The sequence below is a fragment of the Xanthomonas sp. NCPPB 4467 genome (assembly GCF_041475665.2).
Lineage (GTDB): Bacteria > Pseudomonadota > Gammaproteobacteria > Xanthomonadales > Xanthomonadaceae > Xanthomonas > Xanthomonas dyei.
The window spans coordinates 2,977,654-3,003,792 of the sequence record NZ_CM191260.1; the positions used below are offsets into that span (position 1 = coordinate 2,977,654).

30 protein-coding genes, 1 tRNA gene and 1 pseudogene are annotated in these 26,139 nt (G+C 64.5%); 7 read left to right on the top strand and 25 right to left on the bottom strand.

Going from position 1 to position 26,139, the window contains the following annotated elements:
- Nucleotides 1–6: 6 nt before the first annotated feature.
- Together queG and xseA are read left to right on the top strand one after the other, a co-directional pair.
- Nucleotides 7–1,074 carry a tRNA epoxyqueuosine(34) reductase QueG gene (gene queG / locus ACCQ06_RS13080; RefSeq protein WP_316686199.1) on the top strand — a complete coding sequence of 356 codons (1,068 nt, stop codon included), beginning with the start codon at nucleotides 7–9 and terminating at the stop codon, nucleotides 1,072–1,074.
- A gap of 54 nt (nucleotides 1,075–1,128) precedes the next feature.
- Nucleotides 1,129–2,466, top strand: coding sequence for an exodeoxyribonuclease VII large subunit (xseA, locus tag ACCQ06_RS13085; protein WP_316686200.1), 1,338 nt, complete (start codon nucleotides 1,129–1,131; stop codon nucleotides 2,464–2,466).
- Between the two features lie 317 nt (nucleotides 2,467–2,783).
- Here xseA and ACCQ06_RS13090 read toward each other — a convergent pair whose 3' ends face one another.
- Nucleotides 2,784–4,031, bottom strand: coding sequence for an AcvB/VirJ family lysyl-phosphatidylglycerol hydrolase (locus tag ACCQ06_RS13090; protein ID WP_104614700.1), 1,248 nt, complete (start codon nucleotides 4,029–4,031; stop codon nucleotides 2,784–2,786).
- 441 nt (nucleotides 4,032–4,472) lie between these two features.
- A complete protein-coding gene (locus tag ACCQ06_RS13095; protein WP_316686204.1) occupies nucleotides 4,473–6,320 on the bottom strand; it encodes an SUMF1/EgtB/PvdO family nonheme iron enzyme in 1,848 nt (615 codons plus the stop codon).
- A 118-nt stretch (nucleotides 6,321–6,438) separates the two neighbouring features.
- Here ACCQ06_RS13095 and rnd point away from each other — a divergent pair, with 118 nt between their 5' ends.
- The 4 genes from rnd to ACCQ06_RS13115 all read left to right on the top strand — a co-directional run bounded on the left by rnd (nucleotide 6,439) and on the right by ACCQ06_RS13115 (nucleotide 9,995).
- Nucleotides 6,439–7,533 (top strand): ribonuclease D, encoded by a 1,095-nt coding sequence (gene rnd, locus ACCQ06_RS13100; RefSeq protein ID WP_316686206.1) that lies wholly within the window; start codon nucleotides 6,439–6,441, stop codon nucleotides 7,531–7,533.
- 527 nt (nucleotides 7,534–8,060) lie between these two features.
- Complete coding sequence (locus ACCQ06_RS13105; protein ID WP_104614702.1) at nucleotides 8,061–8,462, top strand: H-NS histone family protein; 402 nt, start codon at nucleotides 8,061–8,063, stop codon at nucleotides 8,460–8,462.
- A gap of 85 nt (nucleotides 8,463–8,547) precedes the next feature.
- A tRNA-Ala gene (locus ACCQ06_RS13110) sits at nucleotides 8,548–8,623 on the top strand.
- Nucleotides 8,624–8,780: 157 nt separating this feature from the next.
- Nucleotides 8,781–9,995, top strand: a complete 1,215-nt coding sequence (locus tag ACCQ06_RS13115) for a tyrosine-type recombinase/integrase (protein WP_316686209.1) — start codon at nucleotides 8,781–8,783, stop codon at nucleotides 9,993–9,995.
- Here ACCQ06_RS13115 and ACCQ06_RS13120 read toward each other — a convergent pair.
- Genes ACCQ06_RS13120 through ACCQ06_RS13170 form a run of 11 tightly spaced genes read right to left on the bottom strand, consistent with a single transcriptional unit; the run spans nucleotide 9,992 to nucleotide 15,457 of the window.
- On the bottom strand, nucleotides 9,992–10,741 hold the full coding sequence (locus ACCQ06_RS13120; RefSeq protein ID WP_316686210.1) for a hypothetical protein: 750 nt from the start codon (nucleotides 10,739–10,741) through the stop codon (nucleotides 9,992–9,994). The genes ACCQ06_RS13115 and ACCQ06_RS13120 overlap by 4 nt on opposite strands.
- The gene (locus ACCQ06_RS13125) at nucleotides 10,741–11,010 is read right to left on the bottom strand and encodes a hypothetical protein (RefSeq protein ID WP_316686213.1); all 270 of its coding nucleotides are present in this window, start codon (nucleotides 11,008–11,010) and stop codon (nucleotides 10,741–10,743) included. The genes ACCQ06_RS13120 and ACCQ06_RS13125 overlap by 1 nt, the downstream gene beginning before the upstream one ends.
- Nucleotides 11,010–11,735, bottom strand: a complete 726-nt coding sequence (locus ACCQ06_RS13130; protein WP_316686215.1) for an alpha/beta hydrolase family protein — start codon at nucleotides 11,733–11,735, stop codon at nucleotides 11,010–11,012. The genes ACCQ06_RS13125 and ACCQ06_RS13130 overlap by 1 nt, the downstream gene beginning before the upstream one ends.
- Nucleotides 11,735–12,358: a hypothetical protein gene (locus tag ACCQ06_RS13135; RefSeq protein WP_316686217.1), complete on the bottom strand. Its 624-nt coding sequence runs from the start codon at nucleotides 12,356–12,358 to the stop codon at nucleotides 11,735–11,737. The genes ACCQ06_RS13130 and ACCQ06_RS13135 overlap by 1 nt, the downstream gene beginning before the upstream one ends.
- Nucleotides 12,359–12,360: 2 nt before the next feature.
- A complete protein-coding gene (locus tag ACCQ06_RS13140) occupies nucleotides 12,361–12,708 on the bottom strand; it encodes a hypothetical protein (RefSeq protein WP_316686220.1) in 348 nt (115 codons plus the stop codon).
- The gene (locus ACCQ06_RS13145) at nucleotides 12,708–13,220 is read right to left on the bottom strand and encodes a hypothetical protein (protein WP_316686222.1); all 513 of its coding nucleotides are present in this window, start codon (nucleotides 13,218–13,220) and stop codon (nucleotides 12,708–12,710) included. Before ACCQ06_RS13145 ends, ACCQ06_RS13140 begins: the two co-directional genes overlap by 1 nt.
- A 10-nt stretch (nucleotides 13,221–13,230) precedes the next feature.
- Nucleotides 13,231–13,926: a hypothetical protein gene (locus ACCQ06_RS13150; RefSeq protein ID WP_316686225.1), complete on the bottom strand. Its 696-nt coding sequence runs from the start codon at nucleotides 13,924–13,926 to the stop codon at nucleotides 13,231–13,233.
- Nucleotides 13,926–14,420, bottom strand: coding sequence for a hypothetical protein (locus ACCQ06_RS13155; RefSeq protein ID WP_316686226.1), 495 nt, complete (start codon nucleotides 14,418–14,420; stop codon nucleotides 13,926–13,928). Before ACCQ06_RS13155 ends, ACCQ06_RS13150 begins: the two co-directional genes overlap by 1 nt.
- Before the next feature lie 34 nt (nucleotides 14,421–14,454).
- Nucleotides 14,455–14,670 (bottom strand): hypothetical protein, encoded by a 216-nt coding sequence (locus ACCQ06_RS13160; protein WP_316686228.1) that lies wholly within the window; start codon nucleotides 14,668–14,670, stop codon nucleotides 14,455–14,457.
- Nucleotides 14,667–14,975: a hypothetical protein gene (locus tag ACCQ06_RS13165; protein WP_316686229.1), complete on the bottom strand. Its 309-nt coding sequence runs from the start codon at nucleotides 14,973–14,975 to the stop codon at nucleotides 14,667–14,669. The genes ACCQ06_RS13160 and ACCQ06_RS13165 overlap by 4 nt, the downstream gene beginning before the upstream one ends.
- Nucleotides 14,975–15,457 (bottom strand): glycoside hydrolase family 108 protein, encoded by a 483-nt coding sequence (locus ACCQ06_RS13170; RefSeq protein ID WP_316686231.1) that lies wholly within the window; start codon nucleotides 15,455–15,457, stop codon nucleotides 14,975–14,977. Before ACCQ06_RS13170 ends, ACCQ06_RS13165 begins: the two co-directional genes overlap by 1 nt.
- 102 nt (nucleotides 15,458–15,559) lie before the next feature.
- Between ACCQ06_RS13170 and ACCQ06_RS13175 the strand changes: the two genes are divergently transcribed.
- The gene (locus tag ACCQ06_RS13175) at nucleotides 15,560–15,775 is read left to right on the top strand and encodes a hypothetical protein (protein WP_316686233.1); all 216 of its coding nucleotides are present in this window, start codon (nucleotides 15,560–15,562) and stop codon (nucleotides 15,773–15,775) included.
- On the opposite strand, the gene ACCQ06_RS13180 is transcribed toward ACCQ06_RS13175, so the two are convergent.
- From ACCQ06_RS13180 to ACCQ06_RS13235, 12 genes and pseudogenes are all read right to left on the bottom strand, one after another.
- A complete protein-coding gene (locus ACCQ06_RS13180; protein ID WP_316686236.1) occupies nucleotides 15,737–17,869 on the bottom strand; it encodes a hypothetical protein in 2,133 nt (710 codons plus the stop codon). The genes ACCQ06_RS13175 and ACCQ06_RS13180 overlap by 39 nt on opposite strands.
- Nucleotides 17,869–19,080 carry a hypothetical protein gene (locus ACCQ06_RS13185; protein WP_316686239.1) on the bottom strand — a complete coding sequence of 404 codons (1,212 nt, stop codon included), beginning with the start codon at nucleotides 19,078–19,080 and terminating at the stop codon, nucleotides 17,869–17,871. Before ACCQ06_RS13185 ends, ACCQ06_RS13180 begins: the two co-directional genes overlap by 1 nt.
- 1 nt (nucleotide 19,081) lies before the next feature.
- Entirely contained in the window at nucleotides 19,082–19,894 is an 813-nt protein-coding gene (locus tag ACCQ06_RS13190) for a hypothetical protein (protein ID WP_316686240.1), read from the bottom strand.
- Nucleotides 19,895–20,051: 157 nt separating this feature from the next.
- A pseudogene (locus ACCQ06_RS13195) lies at nucleotides 20,052–20,306 on the bottom strand (HNH endonuclease family protein); the annotation flags it as partial.
- Nucleotides 20,303–20,914, bottom strand: coding sequence for a hypothetical protein (locus tag ACCQ06_RS13200; protein ID WP_316686241.1), 612 nt, complete (start codon nucleotides 20,912–20,914; stop codon nucleotides 20,303–20,305). The gene ACCQ06_RS13200 and the pseudogene ACCQ06_RS13195, both read right to left, overlap by 4 nt.
- Entirely contained in the window at nucleotides 20,911–21,420 is a 510-nt protein-coding gene (locus ACCQ06_RS13205) for a hypothetical protein (RefSeq protein ID WP_316686243.1), read from the bottom strand. The genes ACCQ06_RS13200 and ACCQ06_RS13205 overlap by 4 nt, the downstream gene beginning before the upstream one ends.
- A gap of 37 nt (nucleotides 21,421–21,457) precedes the next feature.
- The gene (locus ACCQ06_RS13210) at nucleotides 21,458–23,284 is read right to left on the bottom strand and encodes a hypothetical protein (RefSeq protein ID WP_316692597.1); all 1,827 of its coding nucleotides are present in this window, start codon (nucleotides 23,282–23,284) and stop codon (nucleotides 21,458–21,460) included.
- A complete protein-coding gene (locus tag ACCQ06_RS13215) occupies nucleotides 23,281–24,039 on the bottom strand; it encodes a hypothetical protein (protein WP_316686244.1) in 759 nt (252 codons plus the stop codon). The genes ACCQ06_RS13210 and ACCQ06_RS13215 overlap by 4 nt, the downstream gene beginning before the upstream one ends.
- Nucleotides 24,036–24,818: a phage adaptor protein gene (locus tag ACCQ06_RS13220; protein ID WP_316686245.1), complete on the bottom strand. Its 783-nt coding sequence runs from the start codon at nucleotides 24,816–24,818 to the stop codon at nucleotides 24,036–24,038. The genes ACCQ06_RS13215 and ACCQ06_RS13220 overlap by 4 nt, the downstream gene beginning before the upstream one ends.
- On the bottom strand, nucleotides 24,818–25,246 hold the full coding sequence (locus ACCQ06_RS13225) for a hypothetical protein (RefSeq protein ID WP_316686246.1): 429 nt from the start codon (nucleotides 25,244–25,246) through the stop codon (nucleotides 24,818–24,820). Before ACCQ06_RS13225 ends, ACCQ06_RS13220 begins: the two co-directional genes overlap by 1 nt.
- 75 nt (nucleotides 25,247–25,321) lie before the next feature.
- Nucleotides 25,322–25,798 carry a hypothetical protein gene (locus ACCQ06_RS13230; protein WP_316686247.1) on the bottom strand — a complete coding sequence of 159 codons (477 nt, stop codon included), beginning with the start codon at nucleotides 25,796–25,798 and terminating at the stop codon, nucleotides 25,322–25,324.
- Nucleotides 25,798–26,109: a hypothetical protein gene (locus ACCQ06_RS13235; protein WP_316686248.1), complete on the bottom strand. Its 312-nt coding sequence runs from the start codon at nucleotides 26,107–26,109 to the stop codon at nucleotides 25,798–25,800. Before ACCQ06_RS13235 ends, ACCQ06_RS13230 begins: the two co-directional genes overlap by 1 nt.
- Nucleotides 26,110–26,139: the final 30 nt, after the last annotated feature.

Consider the following 26,139-nt stretch of genomic DNA (forward strand, 5'->3'; position numbering starts at 1 on the left):
GTCGCCATGTCTGCCGCCCTCGCCCACCCCGACCCCAACCATGCTGCCGCGCGCATCCATGCGCTTGCGCGCGAAGCGGGCTTTCAACGCTGCGGCATCACCGGTATCGAGCTGGGCGAAGACGAGGCGCATCTGCGCAGCTGGCTGGAAGAAGGCCTGTACGGAACGATGCACTGGATGGCCCAGCACGGCGACAAGCGCTCGCGTCCGCAGGAGCTGGTACCGGGCACCTTGCGGGTGTTGTCGGTGGGCATGGATTACGGCCGCAAGGACGACACCGAGGCCTGGACGACCTTGCACGATGGCACCCGCGCATACGTGGCGCGTTATGCATTGGGCCGCGATTACCACAAGCTGATGCGCAACCGGCTGCAGAAACTGGCCGAGCGCATCCAGGGCGAGATCGGCGCCCTCGGCTACCGCGTATTCGTCGATTCCGCACCGGTGCTGGAGCGCGCGCTGGCCCGCAACGCCGGGCTGGGCTGGATCGGCAAACACACCTGCCTGATCGACCGCAACGGCGGCTCGTGGTTCTTTCTGGGCGAGATCTACCTGGATCTGCCGCTGCCGGTCGACACGCCCGCCACTGCGCATTGCGGCAGCTGCACGCGCTGCATCGACATCTGCCCGACCCAGGCCATCATTGCGCCGTATCGGCTGGATGCGCGCCGCTGCATCGCCTATCTCACCATCGAGCACGATGGTGCGATTCCCGAAGAAATGCGCAAGCCGATCGGCAACCGCATCTTCGGCTGCGACGACTGCCAGCTGGTCTGCCCCTGGAACAAGTTCGCCCAGCGCACCGATGAGGCCGACTTCCGCGCACGCAACGCGTTGGATGTGGCAACGCTGCCGCAGCTGTTCGCCTGGGACGAACCCGAGTTCCTGCAACGCACCGAAGGCAGCCCGATCCGCCGCAGCGGCCATCAGCGTTGGTTGCGCAATATCGCCGTCGGCCTGGGCAATGCGCCCGGCACGCCGGAGGTGCTGGCGGCGTTGGAAGCCCGTCGCCACGACGCGTCGGAGCTGGTCCGCGAACACGTGGGCTGGGCACTGGCGCAGCACGGCATCTGAGTTTCCAGCCGCTGCGCTCACGCATGCGCATCGCCACTGCGGGATAATGCAGCGATGGCAGACCGCAACCAACAGATCCTCACTCCCAGCCAGCTCAACACATTGGCGCGCGACCTGCTGGAAGGCAGCTTCCCGCTAGTGTGGGTGGAAGCCGAACTGAGCAGCGTCACCCGCCCGTCTTCCGGCCATCTGTATTTCACGCTCAAGGATGCACGCGCGCAGATCCGCTGCGCGATGTTCAAGCCCAAGAGCACCTGGCTGAAGTTTCAGCCACGCGAAGGCCTGCGCGTGCTCGCACGCGGCCGCTTGACCCTGTACGAAGCGCGCGGCGACTACCAGCTGGTGCTCGACCACATGGAAGAAGCCGGCGAAGGCGCGCTGCGGCGGGCTTTCGATGAACTGCGCGCGCGGCTTGCGGCAGAAGGCCTGTTCGATGCCGAGCGCAAGCAGCCGTTGCCTGCGCACGTGCGGCGACTGGCGGTGATCACCTCGCCCAGCGGTGCGGCGGTGCGCGACGTACTCAGCGTGCTGGCACGGCGCTTCCCGCTACTGGAAGTGGACCTGTTGCCGTCGCTGGTGCAAGGCGACAGTGCTGCGGCGCAAGTCACCTCGCTGCTGCAGCGCGCCGATGCGTCCGGGCGCTATGACGTCATCCTGATCACCCGGGGCGGCGGCTCGCTGGAAGATCTGTGGGCGTTCAACGACGAGCGCCTGGCACGCGCGATTGCCGCTGCGCAGACACCGGTGGTGTCGGCGGTGGGCCACGAGACCGACTTCAGCCTGAGCGATTTTGTCGCCGACGTGCGTGCCCCCACCCCGTCGGTGGCGGCCGAATTGCTGGTGCCCGATCAACGCGAACTGGTGGCACGGGTGCGGCGCGCGCGCGCGCGCATCGCCCAGCTGCAACAGCACGCGCTGGGAAATGCGATGCAGCGCGCCGACCGGCTGGCACTGCGCTTGCGGGCGCACAGCCCGCAGGCACGATTGCAGCTGCTGCAGCGCCGCCAGGAAGAAGCCGGCCGGCAGTTGCGTGCGCGCATGACCCAGCTGCTGGAACGTCTGCAGGCACGCGTGCAACGCGGGCAGACCCGCCTTGCGGCGCACAACCCGCAACGCAATCTGGTCAATTTGCAGCAGCGGCTGCGTGCATTGCACCCGCAGGCGGCCATGCAACGGCGGCTGCAGCACGATCAATTACGTTTGCGCGGCCTGGTGCGCTCGCTGGAAGCGGTCAGCCCGCTCGCCACCGTGGCGCGCGGTTACGCCATCGTCACCCGGCCCGCCGACGGCAGCGTGGTGCGCAGCGCCGCCGACGTGGCGCCAGGCGAGCGCCTGCGTGCGCAACTGGCCGATGGCAGCCTCGCGGTGCGGGTCGAGCCAAGCGACGACTGACGGCGACAACACAGGTGCGGGTGCTTGCGCCGGATAACCGACGGCGCATTGTCAGACCGCAGGCGGTGTCGTCGCGAGAATGACGTGCAGCGGCTGCTCGTCGTAGCGCGGATGCGGGTACTTGTGCCACATGACCGACAGCGCGTTGGCGACCACATCCTGCGTGGTCGCGGCAATGATGAGCAGCGGAGGCTCGCAGCAATGCCCGCGTGTGCGCCGCCACTGCGTTGGGTACTTTGCCCGCGCGGCCACAACCGCCTGGCGACATCGCAAACCGCCATGAGGCGTTGCACTCATGGCAAAGGCATGAACACGCGCTAGCCGTGGGCAGGTATCTGCGCCGCATGCTGCCAGCCCTGCATCAGCAATCCGGCCAGCACCACCGGATCGTGATCGAAGTGATGCCCGCCGGGCCGCATCACGACCTCTACCCCGCGCGTGCGCAGCTCCGGGCACAGGGTGTCTTTTTCCTCGCTGCCGTAGATGCACTGCAGACGATGCGCATCCAGCGACTGGATCGCAGGTTCGACATCGCGCTCGGCATCGTTATGCCAACCCAGCCAACCACCGACGCGTACCTTGAAGTCTGCCTGATGGGCAAGCCCGAGCAGGCTGACGAACTGCACCGAGGCACGCTGCTGCGGCGAGACTTCCGGGTAGGCGAACGGCAGCACATCGGCGCCGAACGAGTAACCGACCAGCGCCACGTGATGGATATGCCAACGTTGCCGATAGGCGGCGATCACCCGGTCAAGATCGGCGCCCACCTGTTGCGGCGTGCGGCTGGCCCAGAAGTAGCGCAGGCTGTTCCAGCCCACCACCGACACGCCCTGCTGCTGCAATTGCGCGGCAATGCCCTTGTCCAGCTCGCGCCAGCCGCCATCGCCGGACAGCATCACCACCAGCTTGTCGCTGCCGGGTGCGTGCATTTCGACCAGCGGCAGATCGCCCAGACCCTGCGCCTGCGCTGCCTGGAAGTGGCCGCGCGTGGCTGCGGCAATCTGCATCGGGCTGGCATCGTCGACCAAATCATCGAGGAAGCCCTGATTGGCATCGGGTACATCGCGCGAACAGGCCAGGCCCGCCTCCTTGGTGCCGGCATCGGCCACCACTGCGCCGCCGAGCACGTCGGGTGCGGCAGACGCCAAGGCCTGACGCGCCAGCACCGCGCCATCGCCCTGCCCCACCAGCACCGGCGGCAGAAACGCGTCCACGTGTTCGGCGCGCAGCAATTTCTTGCCGAGCCGCTCGGCGTCGTCGGCCAGCGAGCTGCACGCGGCGTGATGCGACCGCACACGTTCGCGGTAGCTGGCGGTATCGATCACCGCCACCAGGGCGCCGTCGTTGCTCAGCATGTCGGCCAGTTGCTGCGCCTGCTGCGGATGGCCGCTATCGGGCAATAGCACCACCATCGCCTTGGGCGTGCCTTCCGGGCGGACCACTTCCACCGAGCGGTAATGCCCGGCGGTGTTGCCGTCCTGCATATGCCGCGCCACGGCAAAGCCACTGCCGCCGATCAGCAGGATCGCAACGACCCAACGAAACAGTTTGATCCCCATGCCCATCGCAGCAGTCCTTCAGAAGCGCTGGCGCTTCGACCTCGTTCTGCGCCAACGGTTCCGGCTTGCTGCGGGCGGGTGTTCGCTGCGGTTAAGCCATGGGACCCAGGGACACTGCAGATGGCGGCTGGTTAGCTCCGGGCCCTGAAAAGCGGCAAAGGGCGCAGGCGTTATCGGCCATGTTGCCTTGGAGCGGCAGTATTGTCGGATTGACCTACCTTGATCCCGACGTCCTCCGCGCTGGCGTGCGTGCGCTGTTGCCGCTGCGTCTGTTCTGGGCCGGGTTGCCTGGCCGGCCAGTGTGTCGTCCACACGGCAAGGTGCTGCTGCAGCGCCGCTGGATGGCAGCGAAGGCACCTACACTGAGCGAGGCGAGAATCTGCAGCGTGCCCTAACTGGAGCACCAGCACTCACGCTCGGCGCCCCCCCCTACTCGCAACCGCGCGCCTAAATTCCGCGTGCCAGCCGGAAGCCGATGCGCGCACTGGTGGTATCGGAGTCCTGCGATTGCCGCCAGGCCGCACGCGTCTGCTGCGGCGAATTGGCCCAGCTGCCGCCACGGATCATGCGCTGTCGGCAGCCCGGGTTGAACCACGCCGCGCCGTCGGCCGGTGCACGCCGATAGCTGGCGTGCCAGCAATCGGCGACCCATTCGCTCAGGTTGCCGCCCATGTCGTGCAGGCCCCAGGCATTGGCGCGGAAGCTGCCCACCGGTGCCGGCCCCCAGAACCCGTCGCCGTAGCCGACGAAGCCGTTATTCCAGTGCCGGCCGCTGCGCGAGACGTCGTTGCCGCCGGTGACATTGCCCGCATCGGGCGGTGGCGAGCCGGCATTGCCCCAGGGATAGCGCCCGGTGGTGCCGGCGCGCACCGCGTACTCGAACTCGGCCTCGCTGGGCACGTGGTAATGGCGACCGGTCTGTTCCGACAGCCACGACGCATACGCTTCGGCATCGCGGACGCTGACGTGCATCACCGGGCTGTTGGGCGCGGCCTGCGCGCCGTTGTAGTCGGATTGCCAGTCCACGCCGCTGCGGCGGATGAAGTTGCCGCTGCGCTCGTCGTACACCACCGAGTGTCCGCGCCGGGTAGCGCGCGGACGCGCGCCGGTGGCTTCGACGAACTGGCGGAACTCGGCGACCGTCACTTCGGTGATCGACAGCGCGAAGCCGCGCGCAAAGCGCACGTAGTGCGCCGGGCGCTCGTTGTCGGATGCCCCCGGTTCGGCGTCGCCTGCACCCATCTGAAAGGCGCCATGCGGCACCACGATCATCTGCGGCCCACGGCCACCGACCTTGAGCCCATCGGTGAACACCTGCCCGGGGCGGAAGCTGCCGTAGTGGGTGGCCAATTCCAGGCGACGCCGCAGGTCGCCGGCCATCGGGTCGCCCGGGTCGGCGATGCGCAGCACTTCCGCCAGTTTCTCGCCGGCCGCCTTGAGCCCGCGCGGCGAGGTCAGATCGTGCAGACCGGCGTCGTGCAAGGCGGCGATCTGCCCGCGTCGCGTGCGCTCGATACGCGCGCGCGCATCGGCAATGGTCGGCGCGCGCTCGCGCACCTGCCCGGCCATCTGCAACCAGTACCGCGCGCCGATGAAATCGGCAGCGTCGGCGGCGTGTTCGGCGCGCTCCAGCAGGCCGCTTTCCACTGCGGCCAGGCCCTGGCGCGTGCGTGGGTTGTCGGGGTCCAGTTGCGCGGCATCGCGAAAGTTCGCCAGCGCGCCATTGCCGTCTTCACCCAGACGGCCACCGCGCAGATCTTCTTCGCCGGCGCGGTTGAAACCGAGCACGCGTTGCGCGGTTTCCACATCGCTTTGCAGGGCGCGTACCTTGGGGTCGTTGGGTGCGAGCGCCAAGGCCACGATGGCGAGCTCGCGCGCCTGTTCGAGCGCATCGTCCTGTCGATCGGTCTGCGCAACCAGCGCCTGCCCGCGTTCGATCAAGCGTGCACGTGCCTGTTCCAGGCCACGCTGGCTGGCCGCATCCTTGCCACCGGCGCGTTGTTCGATCGCAAGATACAGCGGGATCGCATCGTCCGCATCGCGATACAGGCGATCGTCCTGCAAGGCTTGGTCGGCGCGCTTGCGTGCCTGCGCCAAGGGCTCGTCGCCCAGCTCCACCGCCGGCGGTTGCCACTGCGCGATCGTCTCGGCGGATTCTTCGCCACCGATGGACACATTCGGTTTGTTCGGCTGCGCGGACGCTGCCGGCTGCCGCGCAGCGGCCGGCGCCGGTGTCGGCGCGGGGGCACGCGAACAGGCGCACATGCTGAGCGCGACCAGTGCCCACGCTGCCATCCGGTTACCGCACTTGCCCACCACCTGCTCCTTCCAGTGCTCTGCCGCACGACAGGCGATCGCGACGTTAGGCTATTCTGCGCGTTCTGCGCAAACCCTTGCTGTCGACGGAAATCACGTGCCCCATTGGATCACCCACCCCTCCGAGCTGACCGAACGCCTGCAGGCGGCGCGTCCCTCGCGCATCGGCCTGGATACCGAATTCATTCGCGAACGCACCTACTGGCCGCAACTGGCACTGGTGCAGATGGCCATCGGCGAGGAGATCCTGTTGATCGACCCGCTGATCCCGGGCATGAACGAGGCGCTCAAGGAGTGGTTGACCGCCACCGACATCGTCAAGGTGATGCATAGCGCCAGCGAAGACCTGGTCACCTTCAAGTGCGCATGCGGCGTGTTGCCGCGCCCGCTGTTCGACACCCAGATCGCTGCTGCGCTGGCCGGTGTGGGCGGCGGCATGGGTTACCAGAAGCTGGTGCAGGAAGTGACCGGCACCTTGCTGACCAAGGGCGAGACGCGCTCGGACTGGATGCGTCGCCCGCTGTCGGCATCGCAACTGGAATACGCCGCCGACGATGTGCGTTACCTGTTCGCGATTCACGACGAGCTGACCCGTCGCCTCACCGAACAGGATCGCCTGAGCTGGCTGGCCGAAGACGCCGAGCGCCTGCTTGCCACGGTCGAGCACGATGACGGCGAGCGCTGGCCGCATGTGAGCCTGCGCACTGCGCAGTTTCTGGAGCCGGCCGCGCAACGTCGGTTGCTGCGGCTGCTGCGCTGGCGCGATCTGCAGGCGCGTCAGAGCGACCGCCCGCGCAGCTGGATTCTGGATAACGAACTGGCCAGCCAGCTGGCGCGCTTTCCGCCCGCGGATCTGGATGCCTTGCTGCGCCAGTTCGACAAATTCCCCAAGGCCCCACGCAAGCTCGCCAACGCGGTATGGGATGCGCTCAACACGCCATTGCCGGACGAAGACACCGCACCGCTGGCGCAGGCCGCCACCGACGGCAACAAGGCCGTGCTCAAGCGGCTGCAGGATGCGGTGGCCCAGCGCAGCCGCGAGCTCGGCTTGCCGGACGGCCTGCTCGCGTCGCGTCGGCATCTGGAAACCCTGATCGAGCAGCACGGCTGGCCTGCCGCACTGGGGCAGTGGCGTCGCGAAATGCTGGAAGCGCAGCTGATGCCGTTGCTGGCCGACCATACGGCGCAGTGAACCCGGCGTTACGCAGACGACAGCCCGCAGCGATGCGGGCTTTCTTTTTGCCAGATGCGGTCTGCTCGAAGCGATGCGCCCGGTCAATCCGGCGCTGCCCAACGCGCCAGAGTGTGTTGGAAACAGTCCATCCCTGCCCACGGGTCCGTGCGCTGGTAGCAGCCACAGACATCACTCTTGCGCGCAGTGCGAGGTTGCTCGCTCCTAGCGTCGTGGTCCGGTACTGCGGCGCATCGTCTTCATCGGCAGAATGATGCGGGCATGCTCGCGTGAGCCGGTGCTGCGCTGGTCATCGCGCATCTCCTGCTCCTGCTCCTGCTATCGTCATGGTCGGATTTGCTAGCCTGCGTGTAAGCTGGGCAGCGCCCGCAACGACAATGCGAAAGCGGCCGAGCAGCGCTTGTGAAAAGGCTGTTCACGCCATGTGCAAGCACCTGCACATGCAGCGGTCTCCCCCGGGCCGCATGCCATAATGGCGCGCGCCCCTAGGGCGGCGTCTCCACTCTTTATTCCGAGGCCATACCTCTGTGAGCAATACCTCTTCGAAACTGGATTCCATCGCGCAAGCCAAAGCCAAGCTGCTGGACGAGCTGCAGAAGCTGGAAGAACAGGAGAAAGCCGAGCGCGCGAGCGAGGCATCCTCTGCGCATGCCACCATCGTCTCGCTGCTCGAGCAGTTTGCCGGTCACTTCAACACCAAGCAGCGCAACGATATCGCCGCCTATCTGGGCACTACGTCTGCGCGCAAGGAAGTGGCCAAGAGCGGCCGCAGCGAAGTGAAGCCGAAGTACGAACTGCCGCACACCGGCGATACCTGGTCCGGCCGCGGCCGGACCCCCAAGGCCTTTGCGGCCTGGGAAGGCTCGGTGTCGTACAAGGAGTGGAAGGCCAAGAATCCGGACCTCAAGTTCCCGCTGGTGCGCGAGTAATTCTTGCTGGACTGCGCCGGTTAGCGTGGTCCGCTACCGGTCGCCTTGGCGAACGGTGCGGCATGTGGTTAGAATCGAAGCACGTGGGGCGGTAGCTCAGCTGGGAGAGCGTCGCGTTCGCATCGCGAAGGTCGAGGGTTCGATCCCCTTCCGCTCCACCAGATAGCGTCCCGAACGGGACACATGAAGGCCGCAAGCCCTGATGCACCAAGGGTTTCGCGGCCTTTATCGTTTGCGAGGAACCCCGAGCGGTTCCGTTGCAGCCCGTGAGACGGTGGGGGCATATTTTGGGGCACCTGCCCCCACAGCCCGATCCAGATGCCCCCACTGTCCGATATCGCCATCCGCCGCGCGAAACCAGCGGCCAAGACGCAGAAGCTGTTCGACGGAGGCGGCCTGTATCTGGAGATCTCGCCGGCGGGTGGCCGATGGTGGCGGCTGAAGTATCGGTTCGGCGGCAAGGAGAAGCGCCTGGCGCTCGGCGTGTACCCAGAGGTGCCGCTGGCACTGGCACGTTCGCGGCGGGAAGACGCGCGCCGCCTGCTCGCTCAAGGCATCGATCCAAGCCAGCAGCGCAAGGCAGACGCCAGCGCGCAGCAGGGCCTGGCCGCCAACACGTTCGAGGCCCTCGCCCGAGAGTGGCTGAAGGGACGGATCTGGGCGGCCAGCTACCAAGTCAAGGTAGAGGCGTGGTTCGAGAACGACATCTTCCCGTGGATCGGGTCACAGCCGGCCGGCGCGCTGACGGCGCCAGACTTCCTGGCACTGGCGCGGCGCATGGAAAACCGCGGCGCGATCGAGTCCGGTCATCGGGTGATCCAGAACTGCAGCCAGGTCATGCGATATGCGATCGCCACCGGGCGCGCAGACCGCAACCCCGTCGCCGATCTGCGCGGCGCGCTCAGGCCCAAACCCCAGCGTCACTACGCGGCAGTGACGGACCCTGCCAGCCTCGGTAAGCTGCTGGCGGCCATCGACGGCTACACAGGCAGCCACATCACGCGCTGCGCACTGCTGCTGGCGCCGCTGGTGTTCGTCCGTCCTGGGGAACTGCGCCAAGCCGAGTGGGCGGAAATCGACCAGCAGGCCGCGCAATGGCTCATCCCGGCCGACAAGATGAAGATGCGTCAGCAGCACATGGTGCCGCTCTCCCGGCAGGCCCTGGCGATCCTTGAGGATCTGCGGCCGCTCACTGGCGACGGGAAATTCGTGTTCGCCGGCAGGCTCAGCCCCAAGCGCCCGATGTCCGAGAACACGGTCAATTCAGCGCTCCGGCGCATCGGCTACGAAAGCGACATGATGACCGGGCACGGTTTCCGCGCGGCGGCGCGCACGATCCTTGACGAGGTGCTCGGCTTCCGGCCGGACATCATCGAGCACCAGCTGGCGCATGCGGTGAAGGATCCCAACGGCCGGGCCTACAACCGCACCAGCCACCTGGATGAGCGTGTGCGGATGATGCAGCGTTGGGCCGATTACATGGACGAACTGCGCGAGCGCGCCACCGGGCGCAACATCAGGCAGATCGCCTAGCGGTCGAAGAAGTAGCCCACGACCTCAACGACCACGTTGCCGGCGGCCAGCGATACGACGCCGCCCAGCAGCCCGGTCGTTGAGGCCAGCATGGTCATGGCCTGGTCGCTGTCCAGGCGCAGCCGGAACGTGAGGTTGTTGTTCGGCGCCACGTCGATCGCACGGTTGTTGCGGGATAGCGCCCCCATGGCAGGCCTGCCGATGTAGGTGGTCAAGTTGGACAGGTTGCTGACCTTGAGTTCCACTACCGATGCGGTCGGCGGAATGAATGGAGTGAGGTCGATCGCCTGCTGCGTAGGTGTGGCCAGCAGCGTGATCGCCAGATTCAGCGCCATCGGTGGCGTCTGAAATGAGGTGGTCGAGTAGTCGAGCAGGATGTAATTGCCGCGCGTGCCGACGCTCACATGCCGGCCACCCCGAAGCTTGCCGATCGCCTCGATGCGGCCAGATCCGAGGTAGCGCCTGGTGACGTCGCCAGTCTTCGTGCGCGCGGTGCCGCGGTAAACGGTGTCCGGCGCCGTCGCGGATAGCTCAAGGCCCAGCGTGTTGTTCGATACCTCGTAGCCGTAGGCGTGCAGCCAGCCAATCGCCTGCGCCGCAGGGATCAGCTGCGTTGCGCCTGCGCTCATGATCCTGCGGCCGCTCGGCAGGAAGCAGAAGCCCTCTCCTGCCACGACCGTCTGACCGTCGTTCTGCGCAGTTAGCGGGATGCCATAAAGCTCGGTGATGCGGGTTAGGTCAGGCATCAGGACACCACCGGGCTTTGATCGGACTGGCGCAGGTAGGTCGTGCCATCGCTGTAGATGATTGCCTCGCCGCCGGGAGCGTCAGTGCAACGGAACTGGCGGTTGATGTCGGCTGCAGCGTTGGTGAGCTGCGAGACAGTGCGCACCGGCAGCACCGAGCCACCAGGAAGCGCCGAGACGACCGCGCCCCAGCCAACGCCGTCATAGACCCAGCTGCGACCATACTCGGTCCAGGGCTGTCCGATGTAGGGGCTGGATGGAAACGCCATTACCCACCCCCCGAAAGAAAGCTGGCGATCGCCTCAGAGTCCATGTTGTAAACCGTTTCTTCCGCGTGTCCGCCGTTCATTTTTTTAACTTGGCAGTTACCCGCAGCAGCTGCGAATTGCAGTGCAAATTCAGGTTTGCACAGCGTATCCGTAGCCCCGTACCACATTTGGATCGGAATGCCCACGAGTTTGCCAGCGAGAGCCATCGTCAGAGGGTTGTGCGTAGCCCCTTGCGTTGCCTCAGAGTACGTCCCGCCGTACGCTGTGTCGATAGCCGCCTGATAACTGCTGTTATTTCGCACATCCAGCAGATTAATCACCGGGATCATCATAGCGATGCGATCAACCAAAGTTTGATTTGCTGCGGCCCAAGCGATCGTGCCAGTTGTCCCCATCGATTGGCACAGGAAGCTTACGCGGTCAGCGGAAACTCCCGGCAGCGTTTTGAGGTAATTCCAGGCAGCGGTGATCGCGTTGATCACAACGTCGTTTCCCCAAGTGGAATTTCCGCCAAGGTCTGAACTGAGGATAGTCGAGCGCCGAGCTACGGCGTTCAATGTGGCCCAACGCCCTGGTAGAACCGTCCACGCCAGCCCCCCAGCGGCACCTTCCGCGCCGTGCACATAAATCACTGCCCGGCGAAGTGGAAGCAATTGCTCTTGTGATAGCAGCAGGTCGTTTTCCCCCGCCCTTACTTTCCCTACCGTTAGCGTCAGAATTGCCATTAGTTAGAAACCACACGAATATACGGCCTATCTGTTGGATCGCCAAAAATATTAAAGACTGAGGAATTATTTGAAGAACTTGCTCGGATTTCTAGATTTACTAGAGAACCTGGAGTTTTTGCCGGCAAGGTGGCATAAGCGGAATAACTTGTGTAATTCGTAATGCCTACAAGAATCTGACCAATTTGTGATCCATCGCAAAATAGTCCCATTAAACCTGTAGCAGATGTAGAACCATAGTTCATGGTTCCGCCGAATTGCACACCGGCGGGAACCTCAGTTGCGACGATTTGTAGCGACATGCCAGGAACTGCGGCGACAGAGGAACTAGTTGTTGAGTAAGGTGTCGTTCTTTCAGCAGAGGCAATTCGCGCAGAGCTAATTCCCACTCGCGACCATGCCGTCCCGTTGGAAAGATAAATTTCCTTGGTATCGCTAGCTGCGTAAAGGGAGTTTGCAGGGACAGCATTAGCTGCAGGACGTGCGGCGTACGTGCCATACAAGTTCGGCGGCTGCGCTGTCAGATATGCGGCCGGAATCTTGTCCACGGCCTGCATCTCATCGATCGAGGTCGCTGCGCCGGACATGCTTTTCCCGAACGCTAGTGGAATACGGTCTGCCATCTTTATGCCTGTGTGGGGATATTGCTCGACGTGCCATCGGCGAGCTTGGCCGGGATGGTTCCATCAGCGTTGAGGGGGATCGGCGATGCCGTGCCGTTGCTCAGGCGCGCCGGCACGTAGCGCGACAGCGATGCGGCGTTGTCGTAGAGCCATGCACCGTCCTGGTAGGTGTAGAGCACGCCGTTGGTGATGTTTCGCCACCGGTCGCCGTTGATGAGCGCGCGGCCGTAGTCGCTGGCGGTGGGTGTCGTTGCCTTTGATACGAAGCCGGTGACACCATCCAGCGCATCACCGGCAGATAGCTGCCGATTTACCCCGCCGACGCGGACAAGCGGCCGGCGTGCAGTCATCAGAGCACCACGTAATCGTAGTCATCGGTCAGTAGCTCAGTTGCCGACTTAGCCACGCCCAGCTTCTGATCGATCTTGCCGTTGTTGGCGGTGTCGGTTGCATCCAGGGGTGTTGCCAGCGCAGCGCCGGCGGTGCCGAGGTAGTAGGTGCCGCCGATCGTCAGCCCGGTCAGCGCGCTGTTGATGCCATCCATCGGGTAGACCGTGGCCGTGGCCGCCGATGCAGCTGCGCTGCGAACGAAACCATGGGCCGGGCGGTTGTTGCTGTTGTCGGCCAAGCGCGCATTGAGCACGCCCGCGTTGGCGTACAGATTCACGAAGCGGCCGGCGGCGAGCGCCTCGCTGGCCACAACCGGCTGCGACGGATCGGCGCCGTTGTACATCGATGGATCAAGCTTTCCGTCACTGCCGAGTGCCGGAACCTTGCCGGCGTCAGCAGCACCTGCAGATGCCTGCACCGGCGTGTACTGACGGGTGACGCCGCTCTGGCGCTGGAGAAGTTTGTCGGGCATGAGTGTCGTCCTATGGCGCCAGTTTCACTGGCTCGTCGAAAGTGAGGTTGATGCGGGTGGGGAGCGGCGCGTAACCGATGACGATCTCCCAGCCAGACGCCGGCGGTGTCTGCGTAAGCGATCCGTCCGGCCCTGCGTAGACGAAGCCCGGCGACCAGGACCACCCCGCATCATCGAGGTCACCGTCGAACCGGTATTCGACCATGCCGCCGGGGTCTGCTGAGGTGGTCGAGATGCCGATCAGCGCCGCAACCTGCGCATCGTTGGTCGGATCCAGGTGTGCCACTCCAGCACTGGATTCGAAGACCACGCGTAGCGCGCTCACGGTCGCGGCAGCAATGCGAGTCGCTGGGGTGATGCTGATCGTCGGTGCACCATCGGTGCCATCGCCGTTCTCGACGGTGATGCCCTCGCCCGCCATGATTGCGCGCTGGCGCCAGTTACCCTCTGCATCGCGCGTGGTGAAGCCCACGCCGGCGAGCGCGGCCAGCCTCTGGATGTTCTGCGGGATCTCGCGGATCAGCTTCCACAGCGTGGGCGTCGCATTCCCGGTGGAGCCTGTGTTCGCCGGCTGACGAATTTGCGCCTCTTGCACAACCTTGCCATCAGGCCAGCGTAGATCCTTGCCGACCACGGCACCCACGGTACCGGCATCCGGGATCTTGGTGACCCGAGGCAGCTGGTCGTAGCGCTGGATCTTCTTCATCAGAGCGCCGCGCCGTCGCTGGCCGGGATCAGGGTCTGATAGCGGTCGACGGCTTCGTCGCGCTCGGACTGGGCGAGCTCGCAGGCTCGTACAATTCGCGCCGCACTTGCCCGGCGTAGTCGGTCTTGTTCAGCAGCTTCTGCGGCAATGGCGGCGGGATCGGACAGGCGGGAGGTTTCGCAAGCTGCCCATTGGTTGCGCAGCCGGCCAAGCTCAGAGTCACGGCCAGCAAGAGCAGCCGAAACGCGCGCGTCGAAATCATCATGGATCTGTTCCTCTCGGGTGTCGGCGGTGTCTGTGACGTCCTGTGCGGCTGTCTGCTGGGCGCGCTCAGTTTTGCGAGTGTCAGCAACAGCCCGCGCCAGTGCCGTGGCTGCATCGGTAGCTGCAGTAGCTGTGTCGACATCTGCAGATCGGTCGCGCCATTCCCAACCAGCCCAGAAGCTGAGCGCCAGCACGCCGGCGGCGATTGCGAGTTTCAGTTGGATCGGCATATCAGGTCGCTCCGGTAATCCACGGTCCCATTTGTCAGCCACCTGAGGGCCGTCGGCTGTCGTTGAAGTAGTGCGCCATCACCGCACCGATTGCCGGCCCCAGGTTTCCCAGAAGCAGCATCAGCGGGTCTTTGTTTTCCTGGGGGATTGCCGCGTTCACGAGCACTGCAACCGAAATCCCGTACAGCGTCAGCACGATCAACGCGATACCGAGGCGCGCCACTCCAACGCTACGGCGCGCGGTGGTCATGGCGAGATCGCCAGCTCGTGCAATTGCGACATCGCCCAGTGATAAAGCTCTGGGTCGATGATGTGGGCTCTACGCAATACGGCCCCATTGCGCTCGTGCACCTTGATCTCTGTGCTTTGCTGGATAGCCAGCAGCATGAAGTCGAGGCGCTTACGTGCGCTATCGGGGGTGCGCAGCAAATCTACCGCCTCGCGGATACCGGCGCTGATTGACTCCAGCAGCTTGATCGTTGGGCGGGCATTGGGCGTCTCTGCCATCTGGATGACGCTTTCCAGCCCGGCGATAGCTTGCTTACGGCTGGGCATTAGTTGTCCACCGCAGCCAAGCGAAGGTTGCCAGCCACGCGGCGGGTCCAGCCCTTGCCGAACGCATCGAATGTGCTCAGCTTGGCGTAGAACTCCAGGCGTTCAGCGTTGAACAGCAGCACCAAGTCGGCGGCAGGCGCGACGGCCACAGCAGCAAGAGTGCGCGGCCCGATAACACCATCGTCAGCAACGCCAACAGCGCGCTGTAACCAGCGGATGGCCGTGCCAACGCCGTGATTCACCGCTGCGTCCATTACCTGGAACGCGGCCGCCGCAGGCAACTTGTCGCCCTGCACTCTCTGCCAGTAATCGCGGCGATAGATCTCGATCGCCTGCGCGCGCGTAAGCGACCGGATGTTGAGTTGCGGGTATTGCCGCTTGCTGATCCCCCACTGCGTTTCGCCGCCAGGGTCGCGCGGGTCGTTGACGTAGCCGCCCTCGTGGGCCAGTACGCGGTCAATCAGGGAGTCGAACTGGCTCATGGGCGCCTCTGCATGCAATTCAGGGCATGCTGGGCGACGGGCCTGGGCGATCAATGGTCTGGCCGGTGCTACCATCGCGCCATTCCTCAGAGACCACCCGTCATGGATAAGTGGAAAGGCACCGGGCAGTTCCACCCGGACGTCGCCTGGAAGAAAATTCAGCAGGCCGACGCTGATCGCGAGTTGGAGCGCAAGACCCCGCTGAAATGGTGGGAACCGCTGTTCTTCACGGTCTGGGGTTGGGTCACCATCCTTGGTGTGCTCGGTGCTGCCGCATTCCTATTGCTGTGGCTGTTGAGCGCGCCCTTCGCTCGCTGATAGCGCATCAGCCACCTGCGCGACATCATCATCCTCGTTTTCTACGGCCATCCGCTTTAGCACGTTGATCTGCGCCGGCAGTGCGCCGACCGGTGTTTCCGTTGCCCGAGCAAGCCAGCTCACGAACCGTGGGTTGGTCATCAGCCGGGCCAGTGAGTTGGCACCCACACCGCCGAGCGCTGCTGCTGCCGCTGATCCGGTTTGGCCGGTAACCAGCAAGCCGCCAATCGTCGCTGGATAGGCCAGCGCCGCTGCACGATTGGCGGTGCCCGACGGATTCTTGAACACCTCTGAGCCTTCCTTGATCCGCCCAGCAACACGGGCAATCTTGTCCATGTTGCTGCTGAAGGTCGGCCCGAACCTGCCGAATAGCTCGCGCCGCGCTTCTGGACTGAGCTTCCCCCAGTTGGTCAGAAGCGTGTTCGGGCTGATTGCATCACCGACGGCATTCTGTCCGCTCGGATTGGCAAGCCCCATACGCTTGATGACCGCAGCGCTCAGTGCCTTCTGTGCGTCTTCAGGCAGAGAGCGCATCACCGCGCGCAACGTGGTTGCACCATCGCGAGTTCCACTGAGCGCAGCCTGATAGATCTTCTCCGGCCCACCGTTCTTGTCGACCACTCGTTCCAGGTTCTCCAGGCGATCCGCTGAGGCTCGGAAATAGGTGTTTGCTCTCTGCACCGCGCGCTCAGCTGCCGGGCCAGCAGCACGCGCCGCATTCAACATGTCGTCGGACAGCGATGCATACAGCTGTTTCAGCTGCGCGGTTGGCCGGTCAGTGGACAATGAGAAATCAGACAGCTCTTCGCCGATCTTGCTGCGGATCTGCTTCACTGCCTCGTAAGGGATGCCAGCGGCACCCGTCGCTTGAGCTGTAGCGAGGTCGTCAGCGACGTTCTGAGCGAGCTGCTGGATCTTCGGGCTGATCATCGCTCCCGTCGTGGCTTCGGCCCCCACCACTGGTGTCGTCAACTCTGTCAGCGCCCGCTGGGTGTTGCCGAGCGGGATTGCAGTGTCGCCTGGAATGAGTTGGTCGGCCTGCCAGTAAAGCGCCTTGCGCATCGCGCCGACGTTCTTGGCGAACGTGTCCACACCGCGCTCGATCGCGCGCCCAGCCTTCTCGCCGCTGATGTTGCGCGCCAGCTGGTTGCTGACGTCGTTGAGCCCTTCGCCGATCTGCTCGTTCTGCTGCTCAGCAAATCGCCGCATCACGCCGCCGCTGGTGGGGCCGCCGGCCAGCAGGCTTTCAGTACCTTGCCGCGCCCAGCTACCAGTCCCCTGCCCCACTGATGGTGTGGCACCGACTGCGGAAAAGTCGCCGATGGCTTGAGTCAGCGCCTGCCGGCCTGCCTCGCCACCACGGAATGCGCCGCGCAATGCTGCTGCTCCACCCGACATCAAACCAACAGGCCCGAGCGCTCCGCCCAAGGCTGCCAAGACCTGCCCACCGGTACCAGCGCCAGCCTCGCGCGCGGTAGCGCCAGCGCCAGCGCCCGTAACCGTGCTGATCGCCTGCATGACGGGCTGGCTGGTCAGCACATCTGCCAGCTTGGTGCGCACTGATGGCGACGTCAGTGCTGTCCGACCAGTGTTCAACGCGCTGCCGACGCCCATTGTGAGCGCGGTACCGGTGAGAGCTTCACTGATGTCGGCGTTGATACGCTCGCCTGCGCTTTGAGCCGTGGGAAGGCCGAGCAGATCAGCCAAGCCGCCCAACTCGTCTCGGTACGGCTGAGCTTCCTGCGCCCCGATCGCGCGTGCCACAGGATTGATGACGGCGGTATTGATGGCGTCGCCACCAAGTGCGCCGAACAGGCTGCCAGCGCCTTGCAGCACTGCGCGTCCGCCAAGCGCAACGTCACGCAACACGCCAGGCTCCCAGCCATCGCCGGCTGACGTTTGTGCCGTCGAATCGACACCCGCCTGCACGTTGGAGAAGTCAGGGCGCTGCGCCTGGACGGCTGGCAACGTCGGGATATCGCCATCAAGCACGAAACCCGCCGGCAGCGGCGGCGCTGCTTGGGCGGGCATTTGAGGCGCTGCAGCTGGTTCCAGCACAAAGCCAGGCGGAAGCGCGGGGATTGGATCGGCCATTACTCAGGCACCCACTGTCCGTTGATGAGCACCAGGGATTGCCCGGTGGCCGGATTGCGTGCGCGCTGGACGCCAGCGGGAGCAACTGCGGCGCCAAGCGCTCGCGCAACCGAGCCTGCCGCAGGCGCAGCTGCAGGCGGTGCGATCGTGGGGATTGCTGCCGCCGCATTGCCCATGCTCGCGCGGATCGCCTGTAGCGCGATGTCACGAGCACGCGACTTCTGCAGCAGCGACTGATCGGAATCACCAGGCTGCGGCAGGTACATTTTCCCGTAGAGGTCCGTTTCTTCACGCGTGATCGCCGCGCCTGTGTCCTTTCGCAGGATGGAAGCCAGAAACTCCTGGCCGGCCTGCTCTGCTTGCTGCCTGGGCGCTGAAACGAGGTTGTTGACCGCACCAGAATCGCCAACGCCTGGAAGGCTGCGCAATAGCGCGTCGGCGACTCCGCGCGCAGCTCCCTGCTGGCCGCCGGTAGCAGTCAGGTTGTTGCCGAATCCGCTGAGCAACTTGTTGGCCTCGTTGCCGCGCGTGTAATACAACACGTCCTTGGATTGGCCTTCGGAGAGTTTGCCAACGCCGCCCGCAGCCGCAGCCTTGCCCGGAGTCCTACCATCCGGATCCCACATGCCGGCGCGCTGCAGCCCGTACTGGCCTTGCGCAATCGCCAGGCGGCCGAGCGCGGACTGCGCGCTAGCGTTGGAGCTGTTCGCCGCGGCGTAGCTTGCTGCTGCGCGTGCCGCGTCAGCCGCAATGCCCGAGCGGCCCTGCTCGGTCGTAGTGATGCCGCCACCGCCTGGCAACAGCCGGTTGTTGATCAGGTTCTGGCCCTGGACTGCGGCAAGGTCGACCGGCCCGTTCGCCACACCCAGCAGTGCGGCGTTTGCCGAACCCCAGTCGCCGGCGGTTGCCCGATCAACTGCGGACTGTCGGAATCCCTGCTCCTGCACGTCGCCGGTGTAGCCGGTGATCTTGGTCGGATCGAAGCCGCCGCGCAGCGCCGTCGCCAGAAGGCTGGACTGCTCGGGGCTGTTGCCTGCCGCTGCCAGCCGCGCTTCCAACTGCTCGCGCTGCATCGCCTCGTCGCGCTTGATGCTGGCGTCGGCCAGCAGCGAGGTGAGCTTTGCACCGTTGAGTTGACCGCGCTGGTAGGCCTGCTCGTTGTTTCCGCCTGTCAGCGCCTGACCCAACGCGCCCCATCCGTTACTTGCCATATCAGCCCATCCACAGCGAGGGATTGGTGTACCAGCTGCCCGCCTGGCTCCCAAAATTAGCGGCGCTGCCGGATGCCGCGCCTGCACTTGCCGCAGAGCCCGCGCCGGCAGATGCCATGCCCATTGCGGCGCCGCTTGCGGCTTGACCAAATGCAGCAAGCCACGGATTTGCGCGTACGCCCTGCATCTTGATCTTCGCCAGGTAATCGTCGCCAGCCGCGCGCCGGCCGATCAGCCCGAGGTCGCTCCCCAGCTGCGCGCCTTCGATAGCCTCGCGCTGGCGCTGCTGCTGCGGTGCATCAATACGCGCCATTAGGTTGGCGACGTTCGCGCCGTAGTCGGCGATGCCCAGCGCAGCATCATTGCTCTGCTGCTGGTATGCGTCGCTGACGGCGCCGGCCTGGCGCAGCCCGTTGGACGCGGTGCCCTGGGCAGCACGTACCTGCTGCAGATACTGCGTGGAGGCATTGCCGCGCTCGTTCGCAGCGTCGGACGTGGTGCGGTTGGCGATCAGCTGATTGACCGACTTGTCGGCCTCGTCCTGTCGCGCACTTTGTTGCCTGATCTGCGCGCCGAGCATGTCATCCTGCTTGTCGGCTGCCTGTTTCTGGCTGACGTAGCTGGCACCGCCGCCAACGGCCGCCAGCACGGCCGGAACCCACAGAGCTTCAGAGCCCACGAACTTTCGCGATGGACGTAGCCATTGCGCCTCCCTTGTAATTGAAATTTCCGTGGTATTTGAGCGCCGCTTGGTCGTATGCCTCAGCGGCTTGGTCGATATCTCGGAAGTAGCCGATATGCCGCCTGCGGCCATCCGAAGTGATGATGACCCGGTATTTGCGCCGCCCAGCCAAGTAAGTCACGCCTTTACGACCTGTCGTTGAAAGGCTGCTGAGACCGCGATTGTGGCAGTTCTGCTTCGCTGTCGATTCGCGCAAGTTGCACCACCGATTGTCTGTACGGTCTCGGTTTGCGTGGTCAACCGCACACTCTGGCCATGCGCCGGTCTGAAGCAGCCAGATGACCCGGTGCGCCGGGTAAAGACGATCAAGGATGGACACGACGATGTAGCCTGTCCCTCGAAGCCCACCGGCTTGGTCATCAGCTTTGACGCCGCCCGGCCGATCCACCTTCCAAGTAAGCAAGCCCGTGCTTTGCTCATACGACAGAAGCTCTCGCGCCTGGGCTGCGGTCACAACCGGCCGATCTTTATGTGCAAGCCTCATCGGGTCGTCCCTTGCCCAAAACCGGGCTGGTAGAAGCCCCAGGTGTTGTTGAAACCGCGGCGCTCAGCGGCCTGGTCGCGGCTGTTCTTTGCAATCGTGGCGATGCCGCCAAAGACGTCGCCAAGTGCATCGACCTTGAGCCCCGCCTGTGCGCCCTGCAGGTTGTTGCGCAGCGCTGCAGCTGCCTGAGAGGCGCCGCCGGTCATGTCCATCCCGCTCTGCGCTTGGCTGATCAACGACATGCGCGCCTGCTCGTCGGCGGTGCGTAGGTTGTTCGCGGCACCCTGCGCCAGCCTGTCTGCGCTGAGCACGCCAGTCTGGAAGTTTTCACCCAGCAGCCGGCTGGCATCGACACTTGTTGAACCACCGGTCTGCCCATTCCGCGCCATCGCGAATTTCAGGCTGCGGTCTGCCACGTCCTTCTGCCGATCCAGCTCGTTGCGATAGAAGCTGCGCGAGGCGCCGAGGAAATCATTGATGTCGGCCTCACGCCCGGCACTGCCGTAGGCGGAGTTGATCTGCCCGACCGCGCGGCTGATGTTGTTCTGGCGCCAGGCGTCTGCCTGCGCTGCTTCCGTGGCTGCGCCACTGCTGGGACTGCCCATCATTCACCCCTCAAGCGAGAAAAGCTGGCGAAGTCCTCGCCGTTTGCTCCGAAAGCGCGCCATACACCCTCCGGCCGCATGCCGAGCGAGCGCTGGAACCACACCAGCGCCTCGCGTCGCCGAACAAGCGCGGTGGTCTGCACGCGGTGTGCGCCGGATTCGAACACGCGCTCCATGGTCCATCGCGCCGCCTTCGTGAGGCTGCGCCACTGCTGCGCCCAGCCATCTTCCGTGCCGACCATCCAGGACTGCCACACGCCTGGTGAGACAGGCTCGAAGCCACCGGCAGCAGCTGGTGTGTTGTCGTCCTGCAGCGCGGTGAAGGCAAAGCCGCCAGAGCGGGCGGCTATGTTGATCAGCCAGTGCGCGCCGACCTCGGGGTTGTAGTGGCCGGTGCCGGTGACGGCCAGGAATTGCTCCTGTTCCGTCAGACGCATGTGTCCTGCGAGGTAGACCAGATGGGCCGCCTTGCAGGGGATGATGCAGGAAGGAAGATGGGCAGGTGTCATGCAGGGATGCTGCCCACGCACCCTTTGCGATCAATGGTCACGACATGCCCCGCATGTCCTGCAGGTACAGGCAAAGCGCATTCCACTGCCATTGCGTCGCGCCGTCGAAGGTGAGGCGCACAGACAGCGATGGAGCGGCCAGCGGCATCGGGATGACCATGCCCGGCACGGTGTCTGCCGGCACAAGATACGGATCGGTGAATGCGCCGCCGTTGGTCTGGTCGTAACCAAACTGCACGCTCACATCGCCAGTGCCGACGACATCGAACCCGTAAAGCATCTTCGTCACGCCTGGCTGCCCGAAGTCGAGCCATGGCCACTGAATCATCCCGCGGAAGTTCTGCACCACACCTGGCGAAACCTCGTCGCCCACCAGATTGTCGTCGTAACGATGGATGTAGTTGCCGGAACGCAGATACAGGTCATCGCCGCGAATTGCCCAATCGTCGATCACGAACGGGAACACGTAGCGCGACCATGCACCCACTTGGCCGATACGCGTCATGGTGTAGACGAACACTTCCGATTCGGTGGTGCTGGGTCGCGGGAAGATCAGCCAGTACTGACCAGCAGCCGGGTAGTAGAGCGCCATGGGTACCAGCCCGGTGGCCAGGATCTCCTGCACAAGCGGATCGATCGGCATGCCGACGTCGCCGGCCTGGAAATTGGTGCTGCTGGCAGCAATGCCAACCGTGCGCACGCCCTGCGAAGCCAGGAAAAGCAGATCATTGGACACGGGCGCCAGCGACTGATGCTGCGTGCTCCCCATCGGCAGCGCATCCAGCAGTGCCATGCTCGCCGGATCCTCATCGATCTGCCAGAGCTGGAACGCCTCGGCGTTGAACGCGATCAGGTTGCTGCGATACAGACCAAGTGCCGCCACCGGGTTTGCCCCATAGTTCTGCAGGCCTGTCGGCAGATAGCCGGCATCGTTGGCAGAGGTCCAGTCCAGAGGGTTGACCGTGGCGCAGTACCGCACGATGTCATCGTCGGCGCCGAACACCTTGCTTGCGCCGATCGCAACGATCTTGGTGTTCGGGCAGTTCTCGTCCTCCACACGACGCGACACGGTGCGCCAGTTGATCGTACCGTCGCGCACGTAGTCCCCGATGCCGATCGGCCATGCAGGCTCGGTGCTGCCGCTGACGTAAAGCGGCGATGCCTGCCATGTGACGCGGGTAGACGCCACCGCCTCCCAGATCACCTCGTTGTCGATGACCTGCTGCCCGAGGATCGGCGGCCACGCTGGTTCGGTAGACCCAGAGAAGCCCGATTCGGGCTGCACGGCGCGGTAGACCAGGCCATCCGGAAGACCGGCAAACGTGCCTGCGACGGTGAGGTTGTCACCCCAGATCGGACGGTTGTGATCGGCGACAGAGAACAGGCCGATGCCGGCGCGCGCGTAAGCCGCAGCTGCAGGCCGCGTCGCGGTGACGGTCGACTTCTTCCAGGCACCACCGCTGCCGTCGCTGACGACGTTGCCGCGCTCGCTGGTGATGAAGTTGTTCTCGGCATCGAACCACTGCACCTCGACCCAGCCGCGGGTCGCGCCGGCGATCGATGCGCCCTGCTGGATCATCGCGCTGGCTTCGAACGTGCTGCCGCTGGACGGCACGATCAAGCGCGTGCGGTTGAGGGCCAAACCGCTCGGCACGCTGCCCGGCATGGTGACGCACGGACCATTCCCCGAATAACCACCCGTCGTGGCGAACTCGGCGCCACCGGTAAAGTCCCAATTCGCGTTGCCGGCGCTGAAATCGCCGTTGACCACCTGCGCGGCGCTCGGAGCTGGCGCGGTGATGGGCTGAACGATATCGCCCGGCTGGTACAGGGTGCCGGGTTGCCAAAGTGGGACTGCCATCATGTGCCTCCCTGGTTGCCGGTGCCGTATCGATCCGACACGCTGGTCGGAACGCTGCTGCCGGACGACGATGTGTTGCCGGTCCCGAGTGGATTCTGGATGTTTGCGTCCTCGTAGACCGTCTCGCCATCGTTGGTCGGCCATTCGGGTTCAGTGGTGCCCGAGCGCGCGCCCGCTCCGCTGGTCTCGGTCACGGTGTACTTGAATCCGTTGTCGACGGTCGGCACGACGACATCACCGACGGCACGGCCGACGTTTGCAGTCCATGGCGTGTATCCAGCTCGGTCACTCTCCAGCCGATAGGCCAAACCGTTGGGATCGGTGGGCCTGACCAACGCCCCGGGGAAATAGGCCTTGCCAGGCTGCCACTCCTCGCCCTGCTCCAACCAGTAATGGAAAACGTCGCCATTGTTGAACTCGGCCACCACGTAGAGGTAGCCCAGGAACGGGGAGGCGAAGTGGATATCCAGCAGCAGCGCCGCGCTATCGCTCGGATGCTTCAGCACCTCAACCTCGTATCCGGTACCAGCATCTAACGGCGAATTCGCAAAGGCCCAGAACTTGCCCTTGAAGTAGACGAATCCAACCGTTCCAGGTGGCAGCTGCCGATCGATGCGCGTGCCACCACGAGCACGGATCGTGCGCGCGGCAGTGACGTAGCCGTTGAGCAGGTCATAGAGCGAATCAGGTGATGCGCCACCCTTGTCGCGCAGGCGGGTGATCCCCGCCTTGACCGCAGATAGAGCCTGCTGCCTCATGCCACATCCTCCGGCCAGCCGCCAACGGGGATGGGACGCACCGCATTGCGCGCGTCAGCGCTGCCTGGTAGATAGCGCCGAGTGTGATGCGAGCCGCGGATCAGGTCCTTGATGTAGCTCTGCAGCTGCGTGGCGTAGTTGCCCGCATCCGGTTGCCCGTAGTGCGCCTTCGCATTGGCGAGCGCCAGCAAGAAGATCGCCTCCGGCTCCACAGTCGTGGTGTCGGTTGGCTGCTCAAGCGGCATCAGCCCGAACTGTCCCTTGATGCGCAGCTTCCATGTTGAATCCGAAGGCGCCGGCCAGAGTTCGATGCACTGGCGGATTTCGTAGTGACTCGGAATGCCAGGGCCTCGGCTGGTGTACATGCTGGGATCGATGCCGCATGCCAACGGTCGCCAGTTGCCATCTCCCTGCGACAGGCCGGCCCAGGACACCATGCGCGGGTCGAGCCGTTTCGTACATGCGTCTGCGTTGGCGTCTAGGTCGTAGAAGCGCGTCCCCGCAATCAGATCCCACGTATAGAAGCGCTCACGCTGGAACACCGAGTAGCGGCGGAACAGCATCTCCTGCGCATCCCGAATGAAATCGTCCAGCAGATCGGCCATCCCCGGCGGCGGATTATTCGCCTGCGCGGAAAAGCCAAGCCGGCGCAGCAGACGCTTGCGCATCTCGGCGAGCGTGGTGCGCGGATAGTCGTCGTCGCACGCGCAGTTGAAGGAGATAGGGCCTGGATCTGGACCCAACTGTAAAACCTCAAAAGTAAAGGTCGTGATTGGCATCAGAAGGGATTCAAAAAGTTGGTGAACTCAAGCGCAGGACTTGCCAGAGAAGGCAATGGCAATACGCTCGGCTGGGCAAGCTCGCTAGAAGTTCTATAGTCCACTTGATTAGGGGGACTCTGTTCAACGAAATCGCCTTCGCTATACGTGCCGCCCCTGAAGAAGACCAGCTGACCGAATCTGAAGCCGGGGCCAGTTGTCACAGTTAGCCGGTAGTTGGCCGAAGGGACTGTATTTCTAGGGACAACAAGCACCGACGGCCTTGACCCATAACCGGTTTGCAGGTCGTTGACGATAATCACACCCTGCTCAACTGTGGCCACGCCCTTCGCAGGATCTAGCTGATCCATCAGCACGTAATTATCGTCACCAAACGCGATATATACGTCCCAGTCGGCAGCATCGAAAATATTGGTCCACTCGGCCATAACTTTCCTCCTTCTGATAAAAAGACGGCCGACCGAGTTACCCCGGCCGGCCGCCACCCTCGCCGCCAGCGGGGGTTACTGCGCTTTGCGCTTTGCGCGCTCGGAATCGATAGCCGAAAAGACGCCATCACGCGGCTTCTCACGCGCCTTTTCATCGGCTTCAAGCTTGTCCAGCTCTTCGTCCGACATCCCACCAATGCGCTCGATGAGCTCTTTGATGGTGCCGCCCGTGCTGGTCTGCGCCTGGCTGGTTTTGGCTGCCTTGGTGCTGACGCCCAGCTTCTTCTCCAGGTCGCGCAGCTTCGGATACAGCAGCTTCCGCGCGCGGTCCGACTCGGTGTTGCTGCCGTACTTGCTCACCAAGCCATCGAAGGCGGCCTGCACATCGAAGTCCTCGACCTCGACTTCCTTGGCCTCGACTTCGTAGACCAGCTCTTCGCCGTAGATCTCTTCCAACAGCGGCTGTTCGTAGTCGAACACCACCACCGGGATTTTGGTGCCGGCGTCGCGGTCGATGAGCAGGGTGACCTGCGTCAGTGTGGTCTTGGCCATTACTGCACGCCCTCCAGGATGATGGCGGCCGTCGCAGCGGCACCGGTGCGGATGAAGTCCGGCAGATCGGCAATCTCGATCACCGGGGCCTGATTGGCCGCGCCGCTCAGCAGCGTGAACCAGCCGGCACTGCCTGCCGCCGGCGTGCTGCCGTCTGCAGGTGCGGCATGACCCTGGAGCAGCACACCGGTGGTCACCGATGCATTGGCGCCGAGGTTGGCGATGCCTTCCCTGCCCTGCCCGCCCAGCAGCGGCGTGGTGTCCAGCGCGACGATGGTGCCCCCCGTGGGGAGCGTCTTGATGTTCGGCATATCGGTCTCCTGCCGGCGAGGTCATCCCCG